Consider the following 24,367-nt stretch of genomic DNA (forward strand, 5'->3'; position numbering starts at 1 on the left):
ATATCCCGGTAAATTTAGGATACAATCTTTCTTGGGCATTTTAATCTTCCTTTTGACCGTCAAATCAATGGGTTAGTCTAGACTAACTTGATTAAAATGCCCCCTTTTTTGGGGTAGAGCCGGATTTTTCTAATTAAATCTTGAGGGTGCTCAAACTTACTTTCCATAATCGCTCTTTAACAATATTTGATACAAAAAGTATAGATTAAGAACTCAATAGATCCTAGTTCATGCGTTATCTCGGGCAGACTCATTCTCATTTTATGAGAGGGATTAATTTACTTGGTTTTCTTTAAGGGAATTTCGCGTAATAACAATCTGTTTGCCTTCATTTATAAAAAGTATTTTTGTGATTTCTACCCCAATGAAGAAAATTTGGGATGAATAAAACATCCATATCAAGATAATAATTATAGAGCCCGCAGCTCCAAATACAGAAAATTTATGAAATTGAATCAGATATAATTCAATGAAAATTTTACCGCAACTAAATAACACCGAAGTGATTAATGCCCCCAACCACACATCGCGCCATTTTAATATCACATCAGGTAGAACTTTAAATGTCATAGCAAATAATAATGTGATCAGGAAAAAAGAGAGTAAGTGACTGATTATCAAATCCATTAAAATACTTGTACCTACAAAATAATTTAAATAATTACCTATAAGTGCTAAAAAAGCACTTAAAATTAATGATATTAATAATAAAAAAGCAACTCCTAGAACAATTACATAAGAAAAGAAACGGCTTTTTAATGTCGTAAACCATCCCCTGTTCGGATTAATTTTGACTCCCCATATCTCATTCAATCCCACTTGAATTTCAGTAAACACTCCTGAGGCACTAAACAAAAGAATAATAAAGCTTGTTATTTTTGTTACAAGGGAATTGCTTGGCTTACTGGCATTTTGAATTATTTCTTGAATTTGTAACGTAGGTTCTCTGCCTATTAAGTCACTTGTTTGAGACAAAATTTGACCGCGAGAAGCTTCTTCACCAAATACTATTCCCAGAATAGAAATACAAATTAATAAAATTGGAGCAAGTGAAAATAGCATATAATATGCAAGTGCTGCGGCTTTACTTGAAATTCGGTCTTGATTCCAATTATTAAATAGTTCTTTTAAGAACCCCCAAGAACTCATTAAAATCATTTATGTCCTTATTTAACTGAATTATTCAATATTATTTTGTTACAATCTGTAGCTGTGTTTCCTATTTAGAAAGATACACTTTTATAATCTTGGAAAATGATTAATGAATCAATTTAAATTTTTAAAAATAATTAATTTTGAATATCAACTACAGACCTACGAATTGATAAAGTCATCAATTCAAAAAGACATATCGCATCTAGAATTGAAGAAAAATAATCAGCAACTAACACGAACCGAAACAGATACTCTAGAGTTTTACAAACAAAGTTTAAAAATCTTGATTGAATCGACCTTTCTGCAAATTTATTCTCAACTCGAAGAGGCCTTGTACCATGAGTGTAGCAATCAATTAATTAAGAAAAACGCAAGCATATCACGATTTGAAATGGCTCTTAAAGCGCTTGGATATACTATTGATAGTGACTACTGGAACGCGTTACTTAATATTTCTAAAATTCGTAATTGCCTACTACATGGAAATGGAAGATTAGATTCAGACCGATATGGAATAGACACTAAAGAAACCATAAGTGCCCTTAATTCAGATGCAAACACCGCTCTAATTGAACAAACTAATTTGAAAAATCATGAGGAAGGAGTTTTCCGAATTAAACTCAATGAACAATTTCTCCATTATTGTTTTGTTAAAATAAAAAACTTTATTAATTCTCAAAAATAGAATTTTTAGTCAGCATAAAGCCATCAATAACATGTATGTTATATAATCTTCATAGGGAAAGGATAATGAGGATTAGGTACTTGAACTCATGCTTAAATAGACTGTCATTTACTGCATAAAAAATAATTTTGACATTTCTTCACTTGCAGAAGCACACCACAAAATATTTAGCGCATCCGTATATTGCAGGGGTTTGATAATACAGCCAGATACATGTAAATCCCTGGTGATGAGCTTTTCTTCAGAAGTGTATGTGCTAGTAAGCACGAAAACCTTAATATCTCCAAAATCAAAACCTTTCCTTAACTTTTTCAAAAAATCAATGCCGTTCATTTGAGGCATGTTAAGATCAAGCAATATCACATTAGGCTTGATTCTATTTTTACCATGACGTCCATATAACATATCCAGTGCCTGTTTCCCATTCTTTGCTACAGCAATATCAACTGCCTTATTCATTTTGGTAAACTCACGTTGCATAGTCTCAATATCAACGTCATCATCTTCTACGTACAAAATATCAACTTGAGTCGTCATGTTGAATCTCCCTATCCTTTACATATGAAACGAGTACATAAATTCCATATGTACTACTTTAATTATAATATATATCAACGTCGTCAGCTTTTACTCGGGGTTTATCCTAGAATGAGACTGGGACTTACCCGCAAGTTCTTTTAGAATCTCTTATTTTTAGGAATAATTCATAGGGTAATCAGGTATAAGAAATGAATGTTTGAGTCATATAGATGTGATCCTCGCCAAAGATATCTATAATTAAAACAAATAGAACTTAAAAGAGTATGATGAATTTTAAAATTTAAATGCACGCAATGAAAGATATACTCTTTTATTCTGAAAAAGGAAAAATAAAATGTTAAGAACTGCTTTTATTTTTTTAGTTATAGCGATTGTTTCAGGATACATGGGATATAAAGGAACCGCTCCTGCATCAATATTTAATGCAAAAATTGTATTTTATATTTCTACAATTATTTTTCTCATATTACTGATTATATATTTCTTTCATTCACCAACACCGGTTCCCACTGTAGTTGAAAACCCCCTTTTAGATTAAGGAACTCAGAGTCTTACCAACAGTAATAATATCTTGCCGCTTTAAAAATTAAAATTTTAAGGCGGCAGAATGCCAAGTGCCAATGTTTATCAATATTTTATTGAGTAAGATTAATTGAATTTGAGTGCTCAGAAACAGGTAAGAATTGGGGCTCCACTGGAGTTGTAGGAGCATATATACGTTCAGAGAAGAATAATGATTTTATTGGGTTAACCGATGACGGCAACTTAGATGCCGCATCTGTATCGAGTATTATCGTAACGTATTTATGAGCATATAAAGCGGTTGCAGGTATATCTTCATTCGGTGAAGAAGCCGCATAAACAGCAGAGATAATATTTGCTTTTGCTGAACCTGTCGCTAATAAATAACATGCTTTACTGTTTTGTAGAATTGTTCCAATTCCCATTGTTATTGCATGAGTCGGGACTTCATCTTTTGACTTGAAAAATCGTTGATTGGAGTCACGAGTCTTTTCATCTAACTTGATTAGTCGTGTTTTAGAATCCAATGAGGAGCCGGGTTCATTAAAACCAATATGCCCGTTCACACCCAAACCTAATAGTTGAATGTCTATGCCACCAGCCTCTTTAATCTGTTCTTCATATTTTTTCGCATGCTCCTCAATTAACTCAAGTGACACAGTTCCATCAAGCATATGAATATTTTCTTTTTTAATATTTACATGATTAAAAAAATGACGATGCATATAGTAATTATAAGATTGCTCATGGTTTGGTTCCAAGCCCCAATACTCATCTAAATTAAATGTAATCACTAATGAAAAATCCAAATTTTCTTCTTTATGCAGACGAACTAATTCCTTATATAAAGGTTCCGGAGTGCTCCCTGTTGCGAGTCCTAAAACTGTAGGTATTTTTTTCTCATTATGTTCCATGATTTTCTTTTGAATTTCTCGAGCAGCCCTACTTGCCATACCTTCAGGTGTTTCCCTAACAAAAATGCGACTAAACATAAATATTTTCTCCGAGAGTTCGAGGCGTTATATCCGATATAAACAAAAAGTTAGGATAAAAAGGAATGGTTGATTAAGAATGATCATACAAAACCATTCATTCATCTCATTCTTATATTTTGTTACAATTACAATTGCGCAGGATGCCAATGAATAGTAAACACTTGATTTATCGACTTACGATTCTAGCCAATTTAGCAAAGGAACTCTAGGGCATTTCCTGAGGGGGTTAAGTTCTAAAAAATATTAGATCCTTAACCGGAGTTAATCCCTATGAGGGTATTTAAATGCTAATTAAAAATATTTATGTTTATAACGGTGCAGGGATAAAGGAGTTAAAACATGTGCAAATTACCGATGATGGTGTAAAAGTACTATTCAATGTTGATGATGATTTATCCCCTCTTCAAGAAGAAAAAATTATTGATTCTAAAGGATCCTATTTCTTAATGCCGGGAATGTTAGATGCCCATGTTCACGGTCAAGGTGGTATTGATTTCGCTGACTTAGGCGATGAAATGGGTGACGAACAATTGGAGTGCATTGTTAAAGCACTGGGAAAAACTGGACTTTCTTACGCATTAGCTACTTTAGTATCTATGCCAATACCCGCCTTAAAAAAATCATTGGCAAAAATTAATGATTTTATTCAAAAACAAGAGCAAAATCCTACCGCAGGCCACACCCAAATTCTTGGGGTGCATCTAGAGGGACCCTTCATCGCAAAAAATTGTAAGGGGGCCCATGCTGAAGAGACACTACAAGACCGTATTTCTATAGAACAATTTAGAGATATCATTAGCGTAGCACCCAATGTAAAACAATGGAAAATAACCATTGCCCCTGATTTACCAGGCGCAGAAGAATTTATTAAACAAACAAATAACCTTGAACAAGAAGGTATTTTTGTAAAAGTATTCATAGGACATTGCAATCCAGTTGATAAAGAGGTCATTGGGCGTGCTGTTACAGCTGGTGCTTGTGGGTTTACACATCTCGGGAATGGTTGCCAGGAATCATGTAGCCGAGAAACAAGGGAACTTACTTTAAATGACGCACAAAGCCACATTGTCCAATGGATACTTGAAAATCCTGATCGTTGCCCCGCTGGCGTCGAGCTCATTGCGGATGGAGTACATTTATCCGCTTCATTTATTTCTCTTATACAAAATACAATTAAAAACAAAATTATTCTTGTGACTGATGCCTTAGGCCCTACTGGCTGCAAAGATGGAGCATATAAACTAGGAACTCTGGATATTTACAAGGAACAAAATAGTTTCTATTTGGCAGATAATAATGGTGATTTTCTGATGAAAAAAGGAACTTTACCCTCTGGAGAGCAAGGATTAGTAAAAACACTTGCAGGTAGTGCCGCCCCATTATCACTTTGCGCGCAAAAATATTTTGAATCAATGCATAATGAATCACCAGAAAATCGTATGGATTCTATGTATTCAGCACTTATCACCAACCCCAGAATGGCTTCCTTATCTATGGATAGGATACACAATTTATCGGATGACAAAAATTTTTCTATTTTTAATCATAATGGGCAACTTATTTTAAGTTCATGTAATGGTAACGTACTGGAGCATCAGCAAATACAATGGCCTATATCCAGCTTGCTTCATTATGGTTTTTTATTAAAGCCCCCGGCTATCGAAGAAAGCCATCCCGAACGAGAAATTCATTGCACATGTAATTAGAGGCAAGCGAAGAGCTTCTCTTCGCTGCCGTCACCGAACTTTATCAGAAGCAACAGGTTCTAGCTGAGTTATAGCACATTAAACTTCATTGTAAAAAAACCTATGCTATAGTTATATTAATTGAGTTAACGCTAATATTTTAACAATTAAGAATAGCTTTAGAGTCCGTTTTACAAGCTTGCATCTCTAAAATATGGGGTATGTTAGATGAGCACTCAGCAATCCATTCGTATTGGACAGTCAACTTCGCAAGAGCCACATACTGCAGTCAGAGAGTTTCATGCGGCAGTATGTCAACCTAATATGGAGCTTGTTCTTTTTTTTTGTTCAAGTCATTATGACCTTGATGCTATAGCCAATGAAATAAATTCCCTTTTTCCGAATGTGAAAGTAATGGGATGCACCACAGCAGGTGAAATTGGGCCCAATGGTTATACCGATCATACCCTTTCAGGGGTTAGCTTCGCCTTGGATGGCTTTACAACCGCTGTTGGATACATAAATGATTTAAAAAATATTAATTATGATTCAGGACTGGTGTTTGTTAATAATCTACTTCAACAACTTGAAGCACGAGCCCCTTCTACTAATTCTAAAAACAGCTTCGCTTTTTTGTTAGTGGATGGATTATCTGAGCGCGAGGAACAAATAACTCATATTTTACAGGATGTCTTAGGAGGCATTACACTTTTTGGTGGTTCTGCGGGCGATGACCTCCGTTTTAAGAAAACGTGGATCTTTGCTGAAGGCGCTTTTCATACTGATTCCGTAGCCCTTATCTTGGTTAATACAATCTATCCTTTTAAACCATTTAAAGCACAGCATTTTGTATGTGGGAATGAAAGGTTGGTCGTGACCCAAGCACATCCTGAGCAGCGTATTGTCAATGAAATAAACGGATATCCGGCAGTAGAAGAATATGCCCGTATAGTAAAAGCGCAAGTTGATGAACTTGATCCCATGAAATTTTCCGCTACGCCACTGGTGATACGCATCAACGGAGTTGATTATGTGCGCTCTATTCAAAAAGCTAATCCAGATGGAAGCTTAAAGTTTTACTGTGCAATCGATAATGGTCTGGTTTTTATGGCGGCTCATGGAATTGATCTAATAAAAAATATTGAGCAAACTTTTCAGGAAATTCAATCATCTATTGGCAAACCGCAATTGGTCCTGGCTTGCGATTGCATCCTTCGCAATCTGGAGATACAGCGTCAGGGGTTGAAAAAAGATGTAGAAAAGATATTTCAGAATAATCACGTCGTTGGCTTTAGCACTTATGGAGAACAATTCAAAGGCATTCATATAAATCAAACGATTACAGGCCTAGCCATAGGTGAATTAAAGGAAAACCACGATGCCTGAAAAGAATACTCTTAACACTAAGAAAGAATTGCAAGCAGAAATCGAACGCCTCAATAAAATAGTTAAGGCATTGATTGATAGAGCAGAACAAGATATGAATGCTCCGCGAACAGATTTTGGAGTATTTCAAAACACAGTTATTCTTGAAGATAAAGTAAGAAAACGCACCCAAGAGCTAGAAGAAGCACTCCAAATAAATGCAAAGATAGCCCGTGATTTACAACAAGCAAAAATACAGGTGGAGCAAAGCGAACAGTATTTACGTGATATTACATCTGCACTTGGTGAAGGATTATTAGTCATCAATAAAGAGAATAGGCTTGAATATGTTAATGCCGCAGCGTGCAGCATGCTAGGTTATGATGAAGCCGAAATGCTTGGTCAAAACGCCCATGAACTATTTCATCATTGCTATTATACTCATGATCCCTATCCCATGGAGTATTGTAAAAATTTGGAAGTAATACAAACAGAAAAACCTTATGCAAGTGATGATGATTATTTTTGGCGTAAAGATGGTACTTGCTTCCCTGTCTCTCTAATTACAACCCCAATTATGTTAAAAAATAACAAAGGAATTGTGATCGCATTTCATGATATCACTCAATCCATTCACGAGCGAAATCGTTTACGTGAAATGCAAGCGGCTATCGAACAAAGCCCAGTATCTGTACTGATCGTTGATAAACAAAGAACTATTATTTATGCCAATCCGCAAATCATCAAATTGACAGGCTATTCTAAAGAAGAGTTATATGGTCAAAAAACAGATATTTTTCATAATAACATGACCCCAAGAAGCGTATTAACTGATTTATGGAAAAAAATACAATCTGGCATTTCTTGGACTGGCGAACTTCTCTACCACCGAAAAAATGGAAGTGCGTTCTGGCAATCATGGAGTATTGCACCTGTATTTAATACCCTTGGAGAAATCCAACATTTTGTAGGTGTAGGAGAGGATATTAGTGAAAAAAAGAAGCTGCAATTTTTGCTTCAGGAAATGTCTTATCTCGATGGATTAACAGGAGTAGCGAATCGTCGTCGATTCGATGACTTCCTTAAACAGGAATGGAAACGTGCATTGCGTTATTCCAAACCAATAGCAATTATTATGATGGATATCGATTTCTTTAAGCGTTATAACGACAGTCTTGGTCATCTGGCTGGTGATGATGCTCTAAAACTTGTTGCTCAAGCATTAAAAAACAGAGTAACCCGCAGCACCGACTTGCTTGCACGATATGGAGGTGAAGAGTTTACCTGTATTTTGCCAGATACTCAGATGGAAGGTGCAATTAAATTTGCAGAGTCACTGCGACAAGCTGTTAGTAATTTGGAACTACCACATCCCGATTCAGATGTTTCCCGTTTTGTTACGATTAGCGTGGGGGTAGCGGGTTGTATTCCCAAGGATGATAACCCAACCAAACTATTAAACCTCGCTGACGATGCAATGTATCGTGCAAAAACGCTAGGACGAAATCGTGTCGAATTCATCGATTTAATCAAATAGATGCAAGCATGAACCCTTAATCTCTAATTATGTATGAACTGTAGGTTTTAAATAGACCAAACACAAAATGCTCGCAATCAATGCGGTGATACAGCATAAAATAATGGGCAAAATAATTGATACAACAATCAGCAAACCGCCAATAAAGCAAATAATGGCATCACCCAATGTCCGTAAACTTAATTGTGCCCCCATGACTTCCCCTTGAATGGCAGTATGAGACCTATTGGAGATATGTATTGTCATGGTTGTTGTGACGCTTGTAATGCTAAACCCAATAAGTCCAAAGAGCAAAATCATGATTGAGGGATATTGAAAAGCAACCATGGCGGCAAAAATCAAAGTAGTAGCGACCATGGCCAGAATAATAATTTTATGGATCGGCATGCGTTTTGAAAGATGCTGCGGAAGCCAAGAGGCTCCTAAAGCAAGTGCGGCTGATAATACAGCATTATAACCTGCGATCATTCCTGGAGACATAGACCATTTCCCAGCGAGATAAACTGGGCCAAATTCGTAAAATATATCCACCGCAAAGGTAAATAGTGTGCTGATAATCAGCAAATGGATTAAGTGTGGGTGATTTTGAAATAATGATTTGAATTGCCGGATAATGTTGAGTTTACTCAATATGCTTTCTTTTTCAGGTTGGCGCAGAATTTTATGCTCCGGCAATTTCCACCAGGCAAGCCCCAGTGTTGTAATTGAGGCTACTGCTGCAACAGTAAAAGGGAATGACCACGAAAACCAGGGGACAGCCTGTGAATTTGATAATAACCCACCAATGATTGGCCCAATAATATAGCCAATACCCGCCATACTGTTAATCCTGCCAAAACTCACAAATTTGTTAATGGTAGTTAGTTCTGATGCGAATGCTCTTGCCACAGCAAAAGTCCCTTCCATAAATCCTGTTAAAAAGCGGCTGAATAATAAGAGCCAAAAGCAGTTTGTCCAAAATGATATGACCGTTAAGAGATAACCCAGCGTGCTTCCGAGCAAGCTAATTATCAGTATTTTTTTACGGCCGTACAAATCAGAACTTCGCCCCAATATGGGGGAACCAATGAATTGTCCTAGAGGGAAAATTGCAAGGGTTAGTCCGAGCAAAATACGCCTGCTGTTTTCACTCCATTCAGGAGAGATAATCAACTGGTCGGAAGAGTGTAAAAATAGAGGCGGCAGAATGGGATAAGCAATAGATGAACCAATAAAACTGATTAAGACGATCAGTAAAATAATCCAGAGCTGTTTTCTTTCTTGAGTTAATTGCATGACTATGTTCATTCTTGGCCCTAAAACTAACCGGGCAACCGACTTAAAAAATCACTATCATTCTATCTTTTTTTTCTCGACAGGTCGATATTTTTTCATAAAGCACAATTATTGGATCATCTTCGTGGAAAAACTGACTGACCTCACGACCAGTTTTAGATTGCAATTACCCAATGTCCTTATTACTTTGGATTTTTTATAGATCTCATGAATAACATCTGCAAACGCATTGGGATAACATGTATCTACCAAGAGCTCACATTGAACAATGAATTTGTTACTTGATAGTGGTAAGATTGATGTACTCATTCCTATTAAACCCTATGCCCCTTCCGAGATAAAAAAATATGCCGCCAGCATTCCCTATGCAGTCAGCAAAATACATTTTATTACCTCGAAGGATAGCCTGATCAATAATACAACGCTTGCCATGCTACTTGGCTTTCTAATTTTGGTGTTTTAGAAACACATCCTTGATTCCTGTCTCTCAGGCATTGTAAAGTCGCTAATACTTTGATTCGATGATTGAAATTCTCCACCCTCATAAACACTTCCATTGCCATTGTATAAGTTACCATCACCATTGGAGTAGGCAATCACTTTATTTGTTTTATCATCAACAATAATAAAAGAGCGATTTTCTCTAGCCTGAGCTTCAAAGAAAATACCTACTTCTTCCTGAGACGGAAAAGTTAAAGTGACTTTCCCATCTTTTTCTTCAGGTTCTTTATACCAGCTTTGCTCCCCATATTTTCTTTTATAGTCTTCAATAATTAGCTTTAAATCGTCCCCCTCAACACCAACTTTTTTCATGGAACCTTTTTTCGTTAACTCGTGTTCCATTTGCTGGCTGCTCATTTGCAAAAATTCTTTATGCTTGTTCTCAAGTTTCATTTTCTCTTGCATGTCTTTTTGATTTAGAACACCGAGCTCTTCCTGTTTTTTCTTTAAACTCAGTAATCGTTCAACTTCTTTTTTAACCTCTTCTTGATTTGCACTCATGAATAATACTCCAGCTATTTTGAGTGATTTTAGTCTGAAAATTAATCACAATTTATTTGAAGTTCAACTTTTTTACAGATTTATTACAAATGATTCATTGGGTTCATGCGCTAAAGCTAATCGAGTTATTCAAGATACGGTTAAAATTAACTATACTTTAGTTACAACCTGCATCGTATCGAATGGATTGATAATACATGGACATAAATAAAGTAAATTTAAATTTATTGGTATATTTTGATACGTTATTAACAGAGTGTTCTGTTTCAAAAGCTGCTGATAAATCACACCTTAGTCAGGCAGCCATGAGTAAAATTTTGAAGCAATTAAGGTATATTTTCGACGATCCATTATTTATTCGTGAAGCTCATGGCCTTAAACCTACACCTAGGGCCTTAGCCGTGAGCCCTAAAATTAAAACTTTTTTAGCTAACGCTAATGAAATTTTTGAAAAAGATGAATTTGACCCTTGCACCGAAACAGTCAGATTTAATCTAGTTGTAGGAAGTCATGGAGAGCTTCTAATTTTATCTAAATTATCTGCTTATCTAGCACAACATGCTCCTAATTTTATTTTAAAAACTATTTGGGTATCGGAGAACTTAAATCTTGATGAATTGTTAGCAACCACAGTTGATTTAGCAATTAGTGCCGATTTTCTTCCTTATGGAACTGTTATCAACAAAGAGTTTTTACTTGAAGAGGAAATGGCTTGTGCGATGCGTAAGGCACATCCACTTGCCAATAAACAGTTGACTCAAAACCTACTTATGAAAGCAGATCATGTGGAAATACAATTTATTGAAAAAGCATTACAGGAACAATGGGCGGATCCTGGTCTTAAAAGGAATATTAAAGTAACCGTATCCAATTTAATTAGCGCACTTGAGGTAATTCGCGACACAGATTATCTAGCAATCGTACCGCGGCATTTAGCGATTGTTCTAAATGAAAAGCAGGATTTTGAGATAAAACCGCTGCCATTTCAAAAAAAGAGCTTTACGGTTAACATGTTCTATCACAAACGTTTTAACAATTACAAACCCCTACTATGGCTCATGAAGATTATTAAAGAACACTGCCTCTAAACTACATAAGACTCATCCCATTAAAAACGATAATAAAACAAGAATTCAATAATTATAACCGCTTATCGGCTGAAGTGAAAAAGCTCATGGGGCGATATCCTGTCAACATGATAGCCCAAACACGGAAGATAACCAGCGCACAAATTGCCGCGAATGTTGAATGCGATAACCACTTTACCTTTGTGCCGCTTCTACCAGCGCCCGGGTGGGGCTTTGTTAAGGGTGGGCAATCTGCCAGTGGAGTGCCTGTCTGAAATTCTGACACAATTTGCAGGACAACCCCATGTTGCAAGTTACCTCTCACCACCGAATATTACTGGCCGTTGAGCCGGTTGATGTGCGCCAGAGCACAGGTGTACTTCATACTGGTCTGATGCCCCCTATCATGGCAGCGTATTCTGTTTTGTAAAATAACCAGGTGTGCCGGCCCCGGATCGGGATTCAGGGCACGCTCAAGGATATTGTTATCAAGGGGAGCACCTGCAACCCGTAAGAATTGGGTCAGTTCATGCCAGTGTTTCAGCATATAGCGCATGGCCTTGTGCATTGTGAATTCCTTAATGCCGACAGACAAATCACTGGCCTCAATCGCTGCTATAGCCGCTTCAATATCATCCCGGGTTTTGTCTACTATCTTTGGCAGTTCACGACTATTAGGCGAAACTTAGATATCAAAATATTTAATATGATATATTCATACAATCAATTGGACGAATTTTGTTCTTTTGGTTTAAAATTCAATCTTGCAGCTATTCCGAAATATTCAGTCATCCAGGAAAAATAGTTTAATAAAAGACTGCATAAATAGATTGCGTATATTTATAATTTTTTACTAAGGATAATTTTATTATGCTAGCAAAAGTTTTTGAAATCGCCGAATTGCAAGATGAAAAGCAGATTGCATCGGGCTCATCGAAAGATCCGGCGTTTATGCGTGAGGAATTAAAAAAGCGGCTGAATGCCACAGCAGTTAGCCTCTACCCCGCAGCAGCTGAACCTGTTCAGGTTGTCGATGGATATTCTGATCTTGGACAAATTGAGTGGCACAAGATTTGCCAGGACATCCAGAATGGCGATACTGATGCAATATTAGAATTGATTAATACAAACCCACTCAACGTTAATGGAAGAGATCGTGGTGGTTCTACTGTACTTCTTGAAGCAGTCTTTGAAGGAAAAGTTGAGATAGTTAAGCTTCTCATTCAGAACGGAGCAAGTCTCCACCAAACAGATAATTTTCCTTCAGCTGAATGTGGTAAAACTGCTTTGGAACATGCTGTACAATCAAAGAACAAAGACATCGTATTACTTTTACTGCAAGCAGGCGCCCTATTCAATCTTGATGACCTCATTGGATGTGCTCAAAAAAGCGCAGCTCCAAAAATCCTTAATCTATTGTGTCATATGAGAGATTATAATCTTAATGCTACTCAAGCTAATGCATTGATGAATGCTGGTGCTGGAGCCTGGACGTGGATATTACAAGGATTTGCCACAAATATTGAACTACCTTTTGACCTCTTGATTAATACTACATCTGAATTACTTGGTTTAGGTCTTTATGATACTTGCCAAGTGATGCTAGGGGTCTTGAATAAATTTAGCTTGCTCCAAAATGCTTGCTCTCCTGTACAACCAACACAAGTAAGTTCGACTTCTTTGAGTTTATTTTCGATAAAACTCCCACTTGATAAATTAGAGTTAATTAAAGACTTTATAAAAGAGGAGTTAGAAGAACATGGTATTACAAATAAAGGCCAGTACATGGAATGCAAACCTGGTTATATAAAAGATCGAGTATATGGCTGTCACCTTGGTATTGGTGCAAGTACAGGCTGTGCTTATGTCAGGGATAGATTTTTTAGTATAGAACTAAGAGAAGGCAAGGTTTGTTGCTCCAAGGCTATTACTCATAATGGAAATAGTATTACATGGCAGGCAATGACAAAGGAGGAAATTACAAAAGAAATTATGAATGGTAATTCATTAATTAGTCATATTATTAACCACCAGCAAGCAAAACAAGAAGCAAAAAACACTCCTGAGTACCATTAGAAATCTTAAGCCGGCACGGAAGTTATTTCGTGCCGAAATCCCTCAATTTATAGGGTAGGGTTTATTGAGCGCTTACGCACTCATCGCCCTTCTCCTCTGAATAAATCCTGGCAATACTATTACAGAAGATAAAATGAACCAGAAGATGAGGTTGCTGTAGCGCTTCCTTTACGGTGACATCGTCGAACCAAGGCTTTCTTGCCCTAAGCTCATTATTACATCATTATGGGTTTTTATAAATTTTGTAAAGCTGTCCATGATTTTTTTATATTTTTCAGGAAGATTCATTTCTGCTGGCAAGTCTGAATTGACAATTAACTCTTCAGACAAATCTTGCAACTCGCCTGATAAATATTTACTTAAAGTATTCAGAACATCCATTGCTTTACATACTGGCTCAAATTCATATACATCATAGTCACCCTCTAGTGCATTATTGAATTGATTTGTATATTCATTCACATCTTTAGTTAATAAAATAAGATTATTGAGATATTCTCGATCTCCCAGATGCTTATGCATTAATTGCCAAACTGTTTTCGGTAAATTTCTTGAGTCTTCAGGTATGCGAACAATCTCATCTGCAAATAAAGGATTTTTTTGGAGTGACGCTACATTATCCAGTGTTAAAGCTCTCGATTTTGCCAGGATTGTTAATGCTATGAAATAATTTTCTGTAGTATTTTCATGTGGGATTAGGCAATCAAAAAATTTTTGATTGATGCTATTACAATATATAAGGCTTTCCCCTAATAAAGGATAAGCAATTAAATTACTAATATTTCCTGGCGTTAATATTTTGTTAGTGGATAATCCATAAAGACCCTGAGCAAGGGTGAGTGCATTTTCTGGATGAGCTAAGATGACCCCTATATTTTCCTCTGTTGCAAAATTTTTCGAATAAAGAAAAATGTAAGCCTCTGCAACGTCAATCCCTTCATTCCTCACCAAACTGATACAAAATAAATGCTGTTCTATATTTAGTACAGAACGATATTTTTCTAGCAAATCCAGGAGCGTATTTCCTTTTCTACCCAAAGAGATGAGCTCTTGAATAACGGTCTTGGAGAGAGCATTTATTTGAAATCTTTGTAGTTTATTGAGTAAGTGACCATAATTTATATCGGCATTAAAAAATGTGTGGCTCGTTTCTGTAAACCATGGCTCAAATAAATCAAAAATTTCTGGGCAATTTAATTTGTTTGAAAACCTGAAAACCTGATTTACTTTGGAAGCATAATTCGGTGTATTTATCAGTTCATACTCCTTTTTGGAGTTATACTGATTCAGAGAAGTCAAATTAACTATTGCCTCGGACAAATCCGATAAATCTTTTTCTCCGAAGTGTAACAGTTGAGTGACTATCTCGGTATTTAGATTTTCTATGCGGTTTAAAATATACCAAAAATCTTCGGGTAAAGGTTGCTTTTCAGGCTTTTCCCAATTAATCCAAAGCGAGAAATTTTTCTTATCGATTAAATAGGTTGCGATTGAATCAAAAGTCTCTTTCGAATATATATTATCGAGGCCTAAATAATTCGCAAATTCTTGTGTAGTCAAAGGCAAGGGTTTTTCTACCAAACTATCCCAATCATCAAGCAAGGCTTTTTGCCAAGTTTTTAATTTGTTATTGTCTAAATAGACAAGATATTGATTCAAAGAATCCGAATATTGATAACCTTCCTTCATTTTTTCAGCTTTTTCCAGTACTTTATTACCAAATTTATCAGGAGTTTTACCCCCTGTACCAATGGTAACCCTTACAATATTTTCATCTCTTTGAGTTAACTCTTTACTAAAGGACTCTAATAGTTGCACTGCAATTTCATTGTCTGATGCTCTTAAATTTTCCCAAGAATCAAATACCAGATTATTATTACTGCTAATCCAGGCATAGCCTTGGCCAACAATTTGAAAATCTGAATAATTAATTTTGTTGTCTATAAGCGGATTTGATTGCTTACTTCCTTTTAACATTACATAAAACCCATTGTTTGGCAGTGTAATCCCATCAATAACACATCGTTCAGAATGCCCACCAATGGATTGGCAACAGGCTGTAAGTAGCCCTAAAAAATATGCCCTAAGGTCATCTATTGGTAATTTAACCAAATGGTATTCAGGAAAATTTATAGTATTACCATTTATGTGAATATCCGGGAGATTATCTGTACTCTTTCTTCTTTTTTCTAATTCCAAACATTGATTAAACAAATTATTATCCAGTTTATTAGCATAAAATAAAGCTGCCATTTCAGGATGTTTGGAGGCATTTGGGTATACTATTTTAGCAGCTAGTATTTGTGCTTCTGCAATCGTGGCAGGCGCGCGATTATCATTCATTTCCTCGATGTTTGCTGCCTGTTGAAAATAGTGTATACCTTGTACAGGATATTTTTTTATAAATGTTACCCATCCACTCAAATCAAGATTGGATTTATTATTGACAGGAATGGGTGATACTAAACTATCATGTACTGGCTTAACCAAATCTGGAAATAGTTTTAAATGTTTTTCAAACATTGAAAAAGGAGATCCTCGCCCTTTTTTCAATCCAAACCAGACCAGTATTTTATAAGCATTTTCTGCCGCCAACGAATTTTCTTCGTCGTTATTGTTTTCAAAGTAGTCACCAATTAATTTCGTACCTTTAAACAAAATAATGAAGTGTTTTTTTGCCAAATCTTCTTGATTTTTAGTGAAATATTTATATTTTTGATTTAAAGAATCAAATATCTCTCCAATTTTTTCGTCTTTAGGAAATAACAAAGAATCCAGAAAGTCAGTTGGTTTAATTAAAGGATCGGTTGAATTCCCATACAACACCTCTTCCAGATCTTTAGCCTGCAACATTCTTAATGAATATCTAAAATGCTCAGATTTTGAATTTAGAACTTTTTCAAATTGGGCTTGTGTTAACTTTTTCTTCTCCGATTTTGCACTATCATCCTGATCACTGTTATACCACTTTATTCCGTCAAAAATATAACTATATAAAGTTCCTATAGATAAAGTTCCTATAGATATTTCTTTTGGCATTATGTGCCTCCACAATAATATTTATTTAGATAGTATAGTTAATTTATAAAAAACTGATTTTTCTTCGGGAACTGCTGACGTGATAGCTGATCTTGCCCGGGAAAATTGGACACCTTGTTAAGCAACTTTAGTACATGCACCGGTACTGTGTTGGGCACGAACAATGCTCCCGTCAATGAACTCCCATTCAAGATCGGGATCGTGTGCAAGTGCCTTGAAAATTTCCATCAATTTGTGTAAATCAGCGTGCAAAAATGCCCCCCCCTAAATAATTGTTAAACTAACCGTTGATGTTCACTTTCAGTCAATTTACCCCGTATTTTTCTCATTGACTCTCCTTTCAAATTTAATCGATGGGCGTTATGCACCTGACGATCCAGAATAGCGTCAGCCAGTGTGTTATCGCCAATACAGGCATACCTACTTCACGTTAAAGAATGAATTGGATAGAATCTCAGAAATAAGAAAAAATTCTCGGGTTCTTGCTCAAGCATTTCGTACTAAATCGTCATTGTTCAGTACATTACCTGAAGGGCTTTTACATAGAGTAGCCTCTTTAACAGGAAAAAATGAGAATGCTATTGAAGAAAGTGAGTCAGATATTGAAATAGCAGCAAACGCATTTTCAAAACCCAATTAACATACTTCATAAAGCTGCTTATACTTTTAATAAGCAGCCTAATGTTACTCAATTCAATAAAAGGCGTATTCATCATAAATCCAAGCGCATTACAGGCTAAATTAAGTTCGACTTACCTACGATTTCCTCTTCAAAAAATTGGAGAGGAATAGCGCTCACATCAGATGAATTTAACGAATACTCTATGTGCTCAAAAAGGAGGTCGTTAATCACCAGCGCCAGTACAGATAAAACTAACGTGGTTAACAAATAAGCTCCATAGCTCATATCAAACGTGAACGCGAAAATAGATGCTAGAAGTAAACCTAAACCGGTAGCCATTCTATTTCTATTAGTCTTATTCAAATAAAACGCTCCGTTTTGTTCATGCCACACTCGTTGTGCATTCTTCAATTGAGTAAGCCTTCTTTCCTTATATTCGTGATAATCAGAGGATTTTTGTCGCAGATCGTTATATTTATGAGGAGAAAAAAAGCAATTGGCATCCAGGCTTATTCCATTAAAACGTTGGCAACTTAAAGCAAAAGACAAAATATCTTTTGGGTTAAGAATATAATGTTTCTCTTTATTCTGAGTATTAAGAATCGCTAACAGCATTTCATTAGCAAGTTTATCAAAAGGACTTTGATTTTGTTGATCGGTATTGCGCATCGACTATTCCTTGTTTTTAGCATACACCTTTCACTCTTGTGGTTCCTTGGGTTTAAGAACATTGCGAACCCGCTTTGCAAAGCAGAAATCATCTTGTCACAAATTTAAAATAGATGGTAGATAAAACACGCTGGCATCGCAACGATCACGGACAAAATGTCCTATAATTAAACATATCCATCCTTTGTGGGAGCTCCTCATGTTAAACCCATCCATTAGAAAATATATGAAAACTCATGATATTCCATATAAGACAATCAGTCATCCCAGAGCCTATACCGCATCGCAATGTGCACAAGCAGCACATATTAAGGGAAACCATTTTGCTAAATCTGTAGTTGTCAAACTGGATGGTAAATTTACACTTGTCGCAATCCCCGCCAATACGCGACTGAATTTAGATCTATTAAAAAAGGAGACTCGAGCAAAACGCGCAGAGCTTGCTAAAGAGTTCGAATTTCAAGACAAATTTAAAGACTGCGAAGTTGGCGCGATACCCCTTTTTGGTGAACTCTATAATATGGACGTCTATCTTGCAGATAGTCTTGCGCATAAGGAATGGCTCGTCTTTAACGCAGGAAACCATGATCAACTGCTAAAAATCAAAAGAGACGATTTTTTAAACCTGGTTCATCCGAAAGCGTTATTGCAATGCTAAAAATGCAGTTTTGTGTGGGAGAGTGGTTTCTTATCATACAAATCTTTGAATTGATGCTTTAAGCAAATAGAAATGAATTGCTCATCCTAAGCCATGGCTTGGAATAAATAGGTGTATATGCTTAATAAAACGAATAGCCCTTAATAAATACTTAAGGTTTACATAATATGATTATAAATAACTCGTTGATAGGGGAGTTAGAAAAGCATGTCAAAATCCAAAAATGAGCCACTCGATATAGTTGACGAAGTTAGACTTCTCATCAATAAAATACGAACCTTAAAAAATACCCAATTTCACAAACTCAAACAACCTGAGTTTGGAGAAATGCAATTAAGTGGGATAGTCCAAGAATCTTTCTTCAAAAAAGTTTACAATTCAATACCATCAAATATACAGCCTGATAAAAAATCAGATTCGAGGGGGAGGCAGTATGATCAAAAATCAGATTTAGAGGTGGATGAGGCGAATGATTTGTGGATGGAACTTAGCAGAATTTTTTTGCAATTAGAATTAGACATTAATTCCATTGCTTCACTTCCAGAAGAAGAACGCTTACCCACACAAAAAGCTATTTTAGAAAACGCCTTAGAAAAAATAGAACTTAAATTCGCAAGAGCAATTGCGATTGATGCAGATATAAAATCCTTCGAATACAGTAAGCGAGATACATATGCTGTGATGCAGTCTCTGGCAAGGGAAAAGATGGTTTTAATTGAAAAACGAATTAAGAGCAAACTAAGTTTAGGATCATTAAAACAAAAATGGCAAGAAGCCGCAGCAATTATCAACAAAGAGTTTCAACAAGAACCGACGAGCCAAGATTATGTGAATCTTTTAAATGCGATGTATCAATTAGAAGAACTGGAAAAAAAATATCATAGAAAGAAAAAAATTAAAGTTGTGGATATTGAAGAAGCCCAAAACAAAGATGAGAGCAATTGGCTCTCAGAATTAAAATCCCCATTAATTTCTATAATCAACAGCGAATTAAACGATGAGATCAGTTCGCTCTCAGAATTAAATGCCTCATTAATTTCTACAATTACCAGCCACTTAAATGTTCTTCGAATCTTAGAAGCTACAAAATGGGAGAAACTTAGTCTTCAACCCTTTTCGCAAAATAATGCCCTTGCAAAGCTAGAAAATTTTTATCGCACTGCATTAGGCAATTTTTCTGCAAATTTCGTGGTAGATTTTCTTTCTCCATTTACCAGAAGACTCAACGAAATCTTCGGTGAGGAGAATAAAGAAGCAGAACTGTTAAAACAAGAAGTAGATGTCCAATTACTCCAACTCCAAGAAGAGATGAACAACTTTGCTCAGGAAGTGGAAAAACTCCTGGCGGTGAAATTAGAAAAGGAACGCGCTCTACAAGAGGAACATCGAAATAGATTAAAAAAATTAATAGATCGACCATTGCAAGAAAAGAATCAGCAAGAACTTTTTGAAAGACAAAATAAAGCATTGGAAGAAAGTTATCTAAGAGAAGCGAATCAATTTTTTGAAAGACAAAATAAAGCATTGGAAGAAAGTTATCTAAGAGAAGCAAATAAATTATTAGAAAGACAAAATAAAGCATTGAAAGAAACGCTGGATAAAGTATATCCGATAATTGATAAAATAATAGCAATCGATAAGGTATTAGTAGCTTTTAATAAATCCGATAAACAAGATGAATTATTTAGAGCAAAAAAAGTAGAATTTTATGAACACTACGAGCCACTCCTAAAAGAAGCGGCCGACCTTGAAAAAAAACTGATTTTGGAATTAAAGAACAAAAATGGTCCTGAGATTGACGATCTGAAACAAGAGATGAATCAGTTAATCCAACCGCTATTCAATGCACATAAAAAAATCGAGGCGGTCACCGAACCCAAGCTTGGAGATTACAGCCATCTGTTAAATAGTATTTTTGAATTGAACACAGCAGAGGAAAAGATAAAGAAAATTTTCAAAGAAATTGAAGAAAGAATTCCCCAACAAAAAAGAGAAAATTCAATAAGAGAGGAATTTGCAACTAAAAGAGAAATGCTTCTTGAAATTGATGCACGGATGAAGTCAAGCAATACTCAATTTAAAAACCAAGAAGTACAAAACGACGTAATTAAGCTCCTGGACGCTTTAATCCCTCGATTCGAGGAAGATTTGACTCACGCTCCTATTAAACGAGTTGAAGAAGAACTCGATGCCATTAACTCAACGCTTGAACGCTTGAATGAATCTCTCCTCAAAGCAAAAGTAACTCAAAAAGTAGCTCAGCAACACTTTAGGTTTTTATGCAACACATATCGCAGCACAGATTCCCTATCAAACACCATGAAACAGTTAAGAGATGCTCCCAATTATCGCGATGTTCAGATAACAATTGATCATACTCAATACACACAACTTAAAAATATTCTTAATCAAGAGGACTTGGTTATAGTCGCGGAAGATTTTGACTTTGACACAGAGATTAATCATCTAACCCTATGGTCACGCGAAGAGCTAGTAACCTATTGCAAACAGATTGCCGAATTTGTCGATATTACACTAACTGGAGGTATCGATGCTTATTCACCAAAATACAATGCCAAAGACATTGCGAATTTTGAAGACGCAATGGCTTTTGGCACTCAAGCCGCTTCTTCGCAAGTGAATCCTCTTGCCTTCTTTAATCAAATGCATGCATTTATTTCTGTTGCCTCTGATGATACCGATGATCTCGATAGAGCGATTAAAGCCATCTATGCGAGTCGCACACGGATACAAGCTCATTTTAAACAACAATATCCAGACGTTGATATTGAAGCAATGCCAACATTTCTTACTGAACTGCAATTTTCGGCGGAGATTGCCAGTCAAGTCAGCAATGATGATCGACAGGTACAAATCTTGATTGATATACACAATGAGGGTGATCTTGAAGCATTTTTGCGTCAGGAGCTGCATACATATCATTACCTACAGCAAGACGTGGATATTCCAAGCAGCGAGCTGGCTCAACATTATAATCTCTCCGATTTATCTGCGTTAAGGTCCAGCCGTGATCTCATTACTACAGGCTTCAAAGTGCATTGGTTAACCGTAATTCACAAACAAATTGAAATAGAACAAGCCGTCAATCCAAATTCTAAAATAATGGCCGAATTACTCCGCTTAGAGCAATTTGTGGCGTCACGCCCCTTATACGACTTTGTATCTAATAAATTGTTGAGCAATATAGAAAATGAGGTAAACAAACTAAAACAAGAGCAGATTGACTATAGTTTTAATCACTTTTATGAAATACAGCAGATCGCATTGGGGCAATCTTCAGCAAAAAATCTTGGCGGGCAGGATGCACCCACAACTGATGTTGCAGAAAAGCTAAGTCGATTAAAAGGAAAAATTAGGGAAAATGCCCAAACTCACCCATTAAAGCAAGAGTCGGTTTCCTTGCAAAGACTTGGGTTTCCGCAGGATTTTTATTCCCTAATAGGAAAAAGTGAGGATTTTTTTAAATGGTTGGACGTTTTGCAAGGATCGTTAGGAGAAACTAATGTTCAACTCATATCCGAAGAAGATAAACAGTTTCTTCAAGAGGTAACCCAACCTGATTGGTTCAAGAAATTAGACGAAGAAATCAACAGTATTATATTGACCGCGCCCGAGGATGCAGAGCAGTGCTTTAAACTAGTAAGCAGATTAAAGCAACGTGAAGCACAATTTCAAAGATTATCTATAATTCATGATAAATGGAGGGGGATGATAGATAAGGTACTAGAAGCCTACCCCAGTGAATCCCCCCCCCCCTATAGTCCGAGTTTTTATCGAGCAAAGCAAGATGATAAATGGGATAAAATCAACAATCTTATAAACATTCAAGATGTGAAAGAAAGCTTAAAAAAATATCGAGATAATCGCGCTCAATTGGAAACAATAAAGGAACATGGTTTTGCCCTCAATACTGATTATGAAAAAATCTTAACCGCGTTGAAGGAAAATAAACTTGTTTTGGATGAGGGACGAAAGATTTACCAAGATTTAAAAAGCATGTTTAAAGAAGGCAGTAACCTGTCTAAACAATTGACTGAAGCAATAGAAGTGCTTAGCAATTTAAATAAAGACATTATCAAGACTTTTATGTACAGCAAAGATCTAACTGAAGAGCACAAAGCGCTGTTGCGGGCTGTAAATAATAATATGATTACGCTATTTTATGATGCGCAAAACATATTAAGCGATCTTGATCTTCAAAAAGTTTATCAATCCCCTGAAAAATTTGAAGAAAAAATACAGAAGGCATCAACTTTTCTTACGCATTTACCTACTAAAGTTTCTCAATGCTTCGATAAATCGCACTATGATGCGCTTGATGACGCAGGCCTTGATTTAATGGATAAAGCATATAACATGGTCAGGGAAGCAATTGAAGAGTTATTCAAAAAGTGGGATATTAAGTTTGAGTGGGGTCAACGTGCCGTAGGTAAAGTGACGCAAGATTATAAGGCCAGAATCAACGCTATCACAGATCAATTTAAAAAGCCTGATGAATCAATAACTCTAGAGCCACTTAAGAACAACTAAAATTATTGCAAGTACCAATAATCACAAATTTAAATGTACTAGTTCAAACTTGATCTGACAGGTAACGTTTTTTTAAGAAGTATCTGTCAGGTCAAATTTACCAAAACCCGATCTGTTATCTATAGACTGAACCCAAGCTACACTTCGTTTCACCCAGACTTGCTTTTTTGACGGACGCTCATCATTCCTCATGTTCTTAATTCAAATAATTTATATGAATAAGCATTAGTCTATTTGATTAATAATCACCCGACCATTACCACCCAATTGAGCCAACAACCAAGAATTGTATTTTTTGTATTCAAAATGAGAATATATCCACATTGTGATTTTGTTTTGATCTGATATTATCTGTTTTTTTATCCCGTCAATTATAATAATAAAATGAGAAATCGAAATGCGACTAACTACTAAAATCGAAACCTCTGACGGAAAACAAGTTAATTACAGAATTCTTAAACGCTCCGGAAACACATTGCTTGGCCCACGTACCGAGGTGTTGATTTATGTTAAAAATCAACAGGTTGGATATATGAACTATTCAATTCAGAATAACTGTCTCTATATTCATCGCATGTATAACTATTCGATTAATACTACGACTCCTTACAAATATGTGGGCTCTGTCTTATTTGAGTATGCATTTCACAAAAGTATTGACGCAGGTAAAGAAGGACGTATAGAACTGGATGCTATTGATAATTCTCCATCGGCCTATTTCAATATGGGGTTAAGAAAAAAAAGCTCTGGATACACATGGTTGGAGGAAAAAATTCTAGAGTATAAGCTTACCAAATCAATAGTGCGTATTCCGGAGGACTTGATCACTAATTCCGTTAGTCATTTGATCACCGATTCCGGAGTATTTGATCACTTCAACGCCTCACGCAGTGGATTATCTTTTAAAGGGGTTTAGTCTGTAAA

The 24,367-nt window shown here is 36.0% G+C and carries 20 protein-coding genes and 2 pseudogenes; 12 read left to right on the forward strand and 10 right to left on the reverse strand.

Annotated elements, in window-relative coordinates; all coding sequences use genetic code 11:
* Positions 1-273: 273 nt before the first annotated feature.
* Entirely contained in the window at positions 274-1,158 is an 885-nt protein-coding gene (locus ELY20_RS16125; RefSeq protein WP_110144129.1) for a YihY/virulence factor BrkB family protein, read from the reverse strand.
* Between the two features lie 103 nt (positions 1,159-1,261).
* Here ELY20_RS16125 and ELY20_RS16130 point away from each other — a divergent pair, with 103 nt between their 5' ends.
* Positions 1,262-1,840 (forward strand): hypothetical protein, encoded by a 579-nt coding sequence (locus ELY20_RS16130; RefSeq protein ID WP_110144128.1) that lies wholly within the window; start codon positions 1,262-1,264, stop codon positions 1,838-1,840.
* 108 nt (positions 1,841-1,948) lie between these two features.
* On the opposite strand, the gene ELY20_RS16135 is transcribed toward ELY20_RS16130, so the two are convergent.
* On the reverse strand, positions 1,949-2,377 hold the full coding sequence (locus tag ELY20_RS16135; protein ID WP_110144127.1) for a response regulator: 429 nt from the start codon (positions 2,375-2,377) through the stop codon (positions 1,949-1,951).
* 337 nt (positions 2,378-2,714) lie between these two features.
* Here ELY20_RS16135 and ELY20_RS16140 point away from each other — a divergent pair, with 337 nt between their 5' ends.
* Positions 2,715-2,918 carry a DUF1328 domain-containing protein gene (locus ELY20_RS16140; protein ID WP_110144126.1) on the forward strand — a complete coding sequence of 68 codons (204 nt, stop codon included), beginning with the start codon at positions 2,715-2,717 and terminating at the stop codon, positions 2,916-2,918.
* Positions 2,919-3,015: 97 nt separating this feature from the next.
* Here ELY20_RS16140 and nagB read toward each other — a convergent pair whose 3' ends face one another.
* Positions 3,016-3,894, reverse strand: coding sequence for a glucosamine-6-phosphate deaminase (nagB, locus tag ELY20_RS16145; RefSeq protein WP_110144125.1), 879 nt, complete (start codon positions 3,892-3,894; stop codon positions 3,016-3,018).
* A 287-nt stretch (positions 3,895-4,181) separates the two neighbouring features.
* On the opposite strand from nagB, the gene ELY20_RS16150 reads away from it, so the two are divergent.
* The 3 genes from ELY20_RS16150 (at position 4,182) to ELY20_RS16160 (ending at position 8,484) form a co-directional block, all read left to right on the forward strand.
* On the forward strand, positions 4,182-5,603 hold the full coding sequence (locus ELY20_RS16150; protein WP_110144124.1) for an N-acetylglucosamine-6-phosphate deacetylase: 1,422 nt from the start codon (positions 4,182-4,184) through the stop codon (positions 5,601-5,603).
* A gap of 207 nt (positions 5,604-5,810) precedes the next feature.
* Positions 5,811-6,968: a nitric oxide-sensing protein NosP gene (gene nosP, locus ELY20_RS16155; RefSeq protein ID WP_110144123.1), complete on the forward strand. Its 1,158-nt coding sequence runs from the start codon at positions 5,811-5,813 to the stop codon at positions 6,966-6,968.
* The gene (locus ELY20_RS16160) at positions 6,961-8,484 is read left to right on the forward strand and encodes a sensor domain-containing diguanylate cyclase (RefSeq protein WP_110144122.1); all 1,524 of its coding nucleotides are present in this window, start codon (positions 6,961-6,963) and stop codon (positions 8,482-8,484) included. The genes nosP and ELY20_RS16160 overlap by 8 nt, the downstream gene beginning before the upstream one ends.
* Positions 8,485-8,511: 27 nt before the next feature.
* On the opposite strand, the gene ELY20_RS16165 is transcribed toward ELY20_RS16160, so the two are convergent.
* Entirely contained in the window at positions 8,512-9,771 is a 1,260-nt protein-coding gene (locus ELY20_RS16165) for an MFS transporter (RefSeq protein WP_233590634.1), read from the reverse strand.
* Positions 9,772-10,027: 256 nt separating this feature from the next.
* Here ELY20_RS16165 and ELY20_RS16170 point away from each other — a divergent pair, with 256 nt between their 5' ends.
* Entirely contained in the window at positions 10,028-10,222 is a 195-nt protein-coding gene (locus ELY20_RS16170; RefSeq protein ID WP_110144121.1) for a type 2 periplasmic-binding domain-containing protein, read from the forward strand.
* Here ELY20_RS16170 and ELY20_RS16175 read toward each other — a convergent pair.
* Entirely contained in the window at positions 10,219-10,761 is a 543-nt protein-coding gene (locus ELY20_RS16175) for a type IV secretion protein Dot (protein ID WP_110144120.1), read from the reverse strand. The two genes, ELY20_RS16170 and ELY20_RS16175, sit on opposite strands and share 4 nt — an antisense overlap.
* 197 nt (positions 10,762-10,958) lie before the next feature.
* Here ELY20_RS16175 and ELY20_RS16180 point away from each other — a divergent pair, with 197 nt between their 5' ends.
* Positions 10,959-11,849: a LysR family transcriptional regulator gene (locus tag ELY20_RS16180; protein ID WP_110144118.1), complete on the forward strand. Its 891-nt coding sequence runs from the start codon at positions 10,959-10,961 to the stop codon at positions 11,847-11,849.
* A gap of 313 nt (positions 11,850-12,162) precedes the next feature.
* On the opposite strand, the gene ELY20_RS16185 is transcribed toward ELY20_RS16180, so the two are convergent.
* Complete coding sequence (locus ELY20_RS16185) at positions 12,163-12,423, reverse strand: IS66 family transposase (RefSeq protein WP_233590636.1); 261 nt, start codon at positions 12,421-12,423, stop codon at positions 12,163-12,165.
* Between the two features lie 275 nt (positions 12,424-12,698).
* On the opposite strand from ELY20_RS16185, the gene ELY20_RS16190 reads away from it, so the two are divergent.
* A complete protein-coding gene (locus ELY20_RS16190) occupies positions 12,699-13,904 on the forward strand; it encodes an ankyrin repeat domain-containing protein (protein ID WP_110144116.1) in 1,206 nt (401 codons plus the stop codon).
* 168 nt (positions 13,905-14,072) lie between these two features.
* On the opposite strand, the gene ELY20_RS16195 is transcribed toward ELY20_RS16190, so the two are convergent.
* From ELY20_RS16195 to ELY20_RS16205, 3 genes and pseudogenes are all read right to left on the reverse strand, one after another.
* The gene (locus tag ELY20_RS16195) at positions 14,073-16,943 is read right to left on the reverse strand and encodes a hypothetical protein (protein WP_110144115.1); all 2,871 of its coding nucleotides are present in this window, start codon (positions 16,941-16,943) and stop codon (positions 14,073-14,075) included.
* Positions 16,944-17,072: 129 nt separating this feature from the next.
* Positions 17,073-17,177, reverse strand: a pseudogene (locus ELY20_RS16200) (IS5/IS1182 family transposase); the annotation flags it as partial.
* A 41-nt stretch (positions 17,178-17,218) separates the two neighbouring features.
* Positions 17,219-17,353, reverse strand: a pseudogene (locus ELY20_RS16205) (ATP-binding protein); the annotation flags it as partial.
* Positions 17,354-17,385: 32 nt separating this feature from the next.
* Here ELY20_RS16205 and ELY20_RS16210 point away from each other — a divergent pair.
* A complete protein-coding gene (locus ELY20_RS16210) occupies positions 17,386-17,583 on the forward strand; it encodes a hypothetical protein (RefSeq protein ID WP_110144114.1) in 198 nt (65 codons plus the stop codon).
* Positions 17,584-17,679: 96 nt separating this feature from the next.
* Here the strand turns inward: ELY20_RS16210 and ELY20_RS16215 are convergent, their stop codons facing one another.
* Entirely contained in the window at positions 17,680-18,234 is a 555-nt protein-coding gene (locus ELY20_RS16215; protein ID WP_110144113.1) for an F-box protein, read from the reverse strand.
* 199 nt (positions 18,235-18,433) lie between these two features.
* On the opposite strand from ELY20_RS16215, the gene ELY20_RS16220 reads away from it, so the two are divergent.
* From ELY20_RS16220 to ELY20_RS16230, 3 genes are all read left to right on the forward strand, one after another.
* Complete coding sequence (locus ELY20_RS16220) at positions 18,434-18,892, forward strand: aminoacyl-tRNA deacylase (RefSeq protein ID WP_110144112.1); 459 nt, start codon at positions 18,434-18,436, stop codon at positions 18,890-18,892.
* Positions 18,893-19,099: 207 nt separating this feature from the next.
* Complete coding sequence (locus ELY20_RS16225) at positions 19,100-23,443, forward strand: hypothetical protein (protein ID WP_126955778.1); 4,344 nt, start codon at positions 19,100-19,102, stop codon at positions 23,441-23,443.
* Positions 23,444-23,840: 397 nt separating this feature from the next.
* On the forward strand, positions 23,841-24,359 hold the full coding sequence (locus ELY20_RS16230) for a hypothetical protein (RefSeq protein ID WP_127059513.1): 519 nt from the start codon (positions 23,841-23,843) through the stop codon (positions 24,357-24,359).
* Positions 24,360-24,367: the final 8 nt, after the last annotated feature.

This window comes from Legionella qingyii (genome assembly GCF_003990155.1).
In the GTDB taxonomy this organism is placed as follows: Bacteria; Pseudomonadota; Gammaproteobacteria; order Legionellales; family Legionellaceae; genus Legionella; species Legionella qingyii.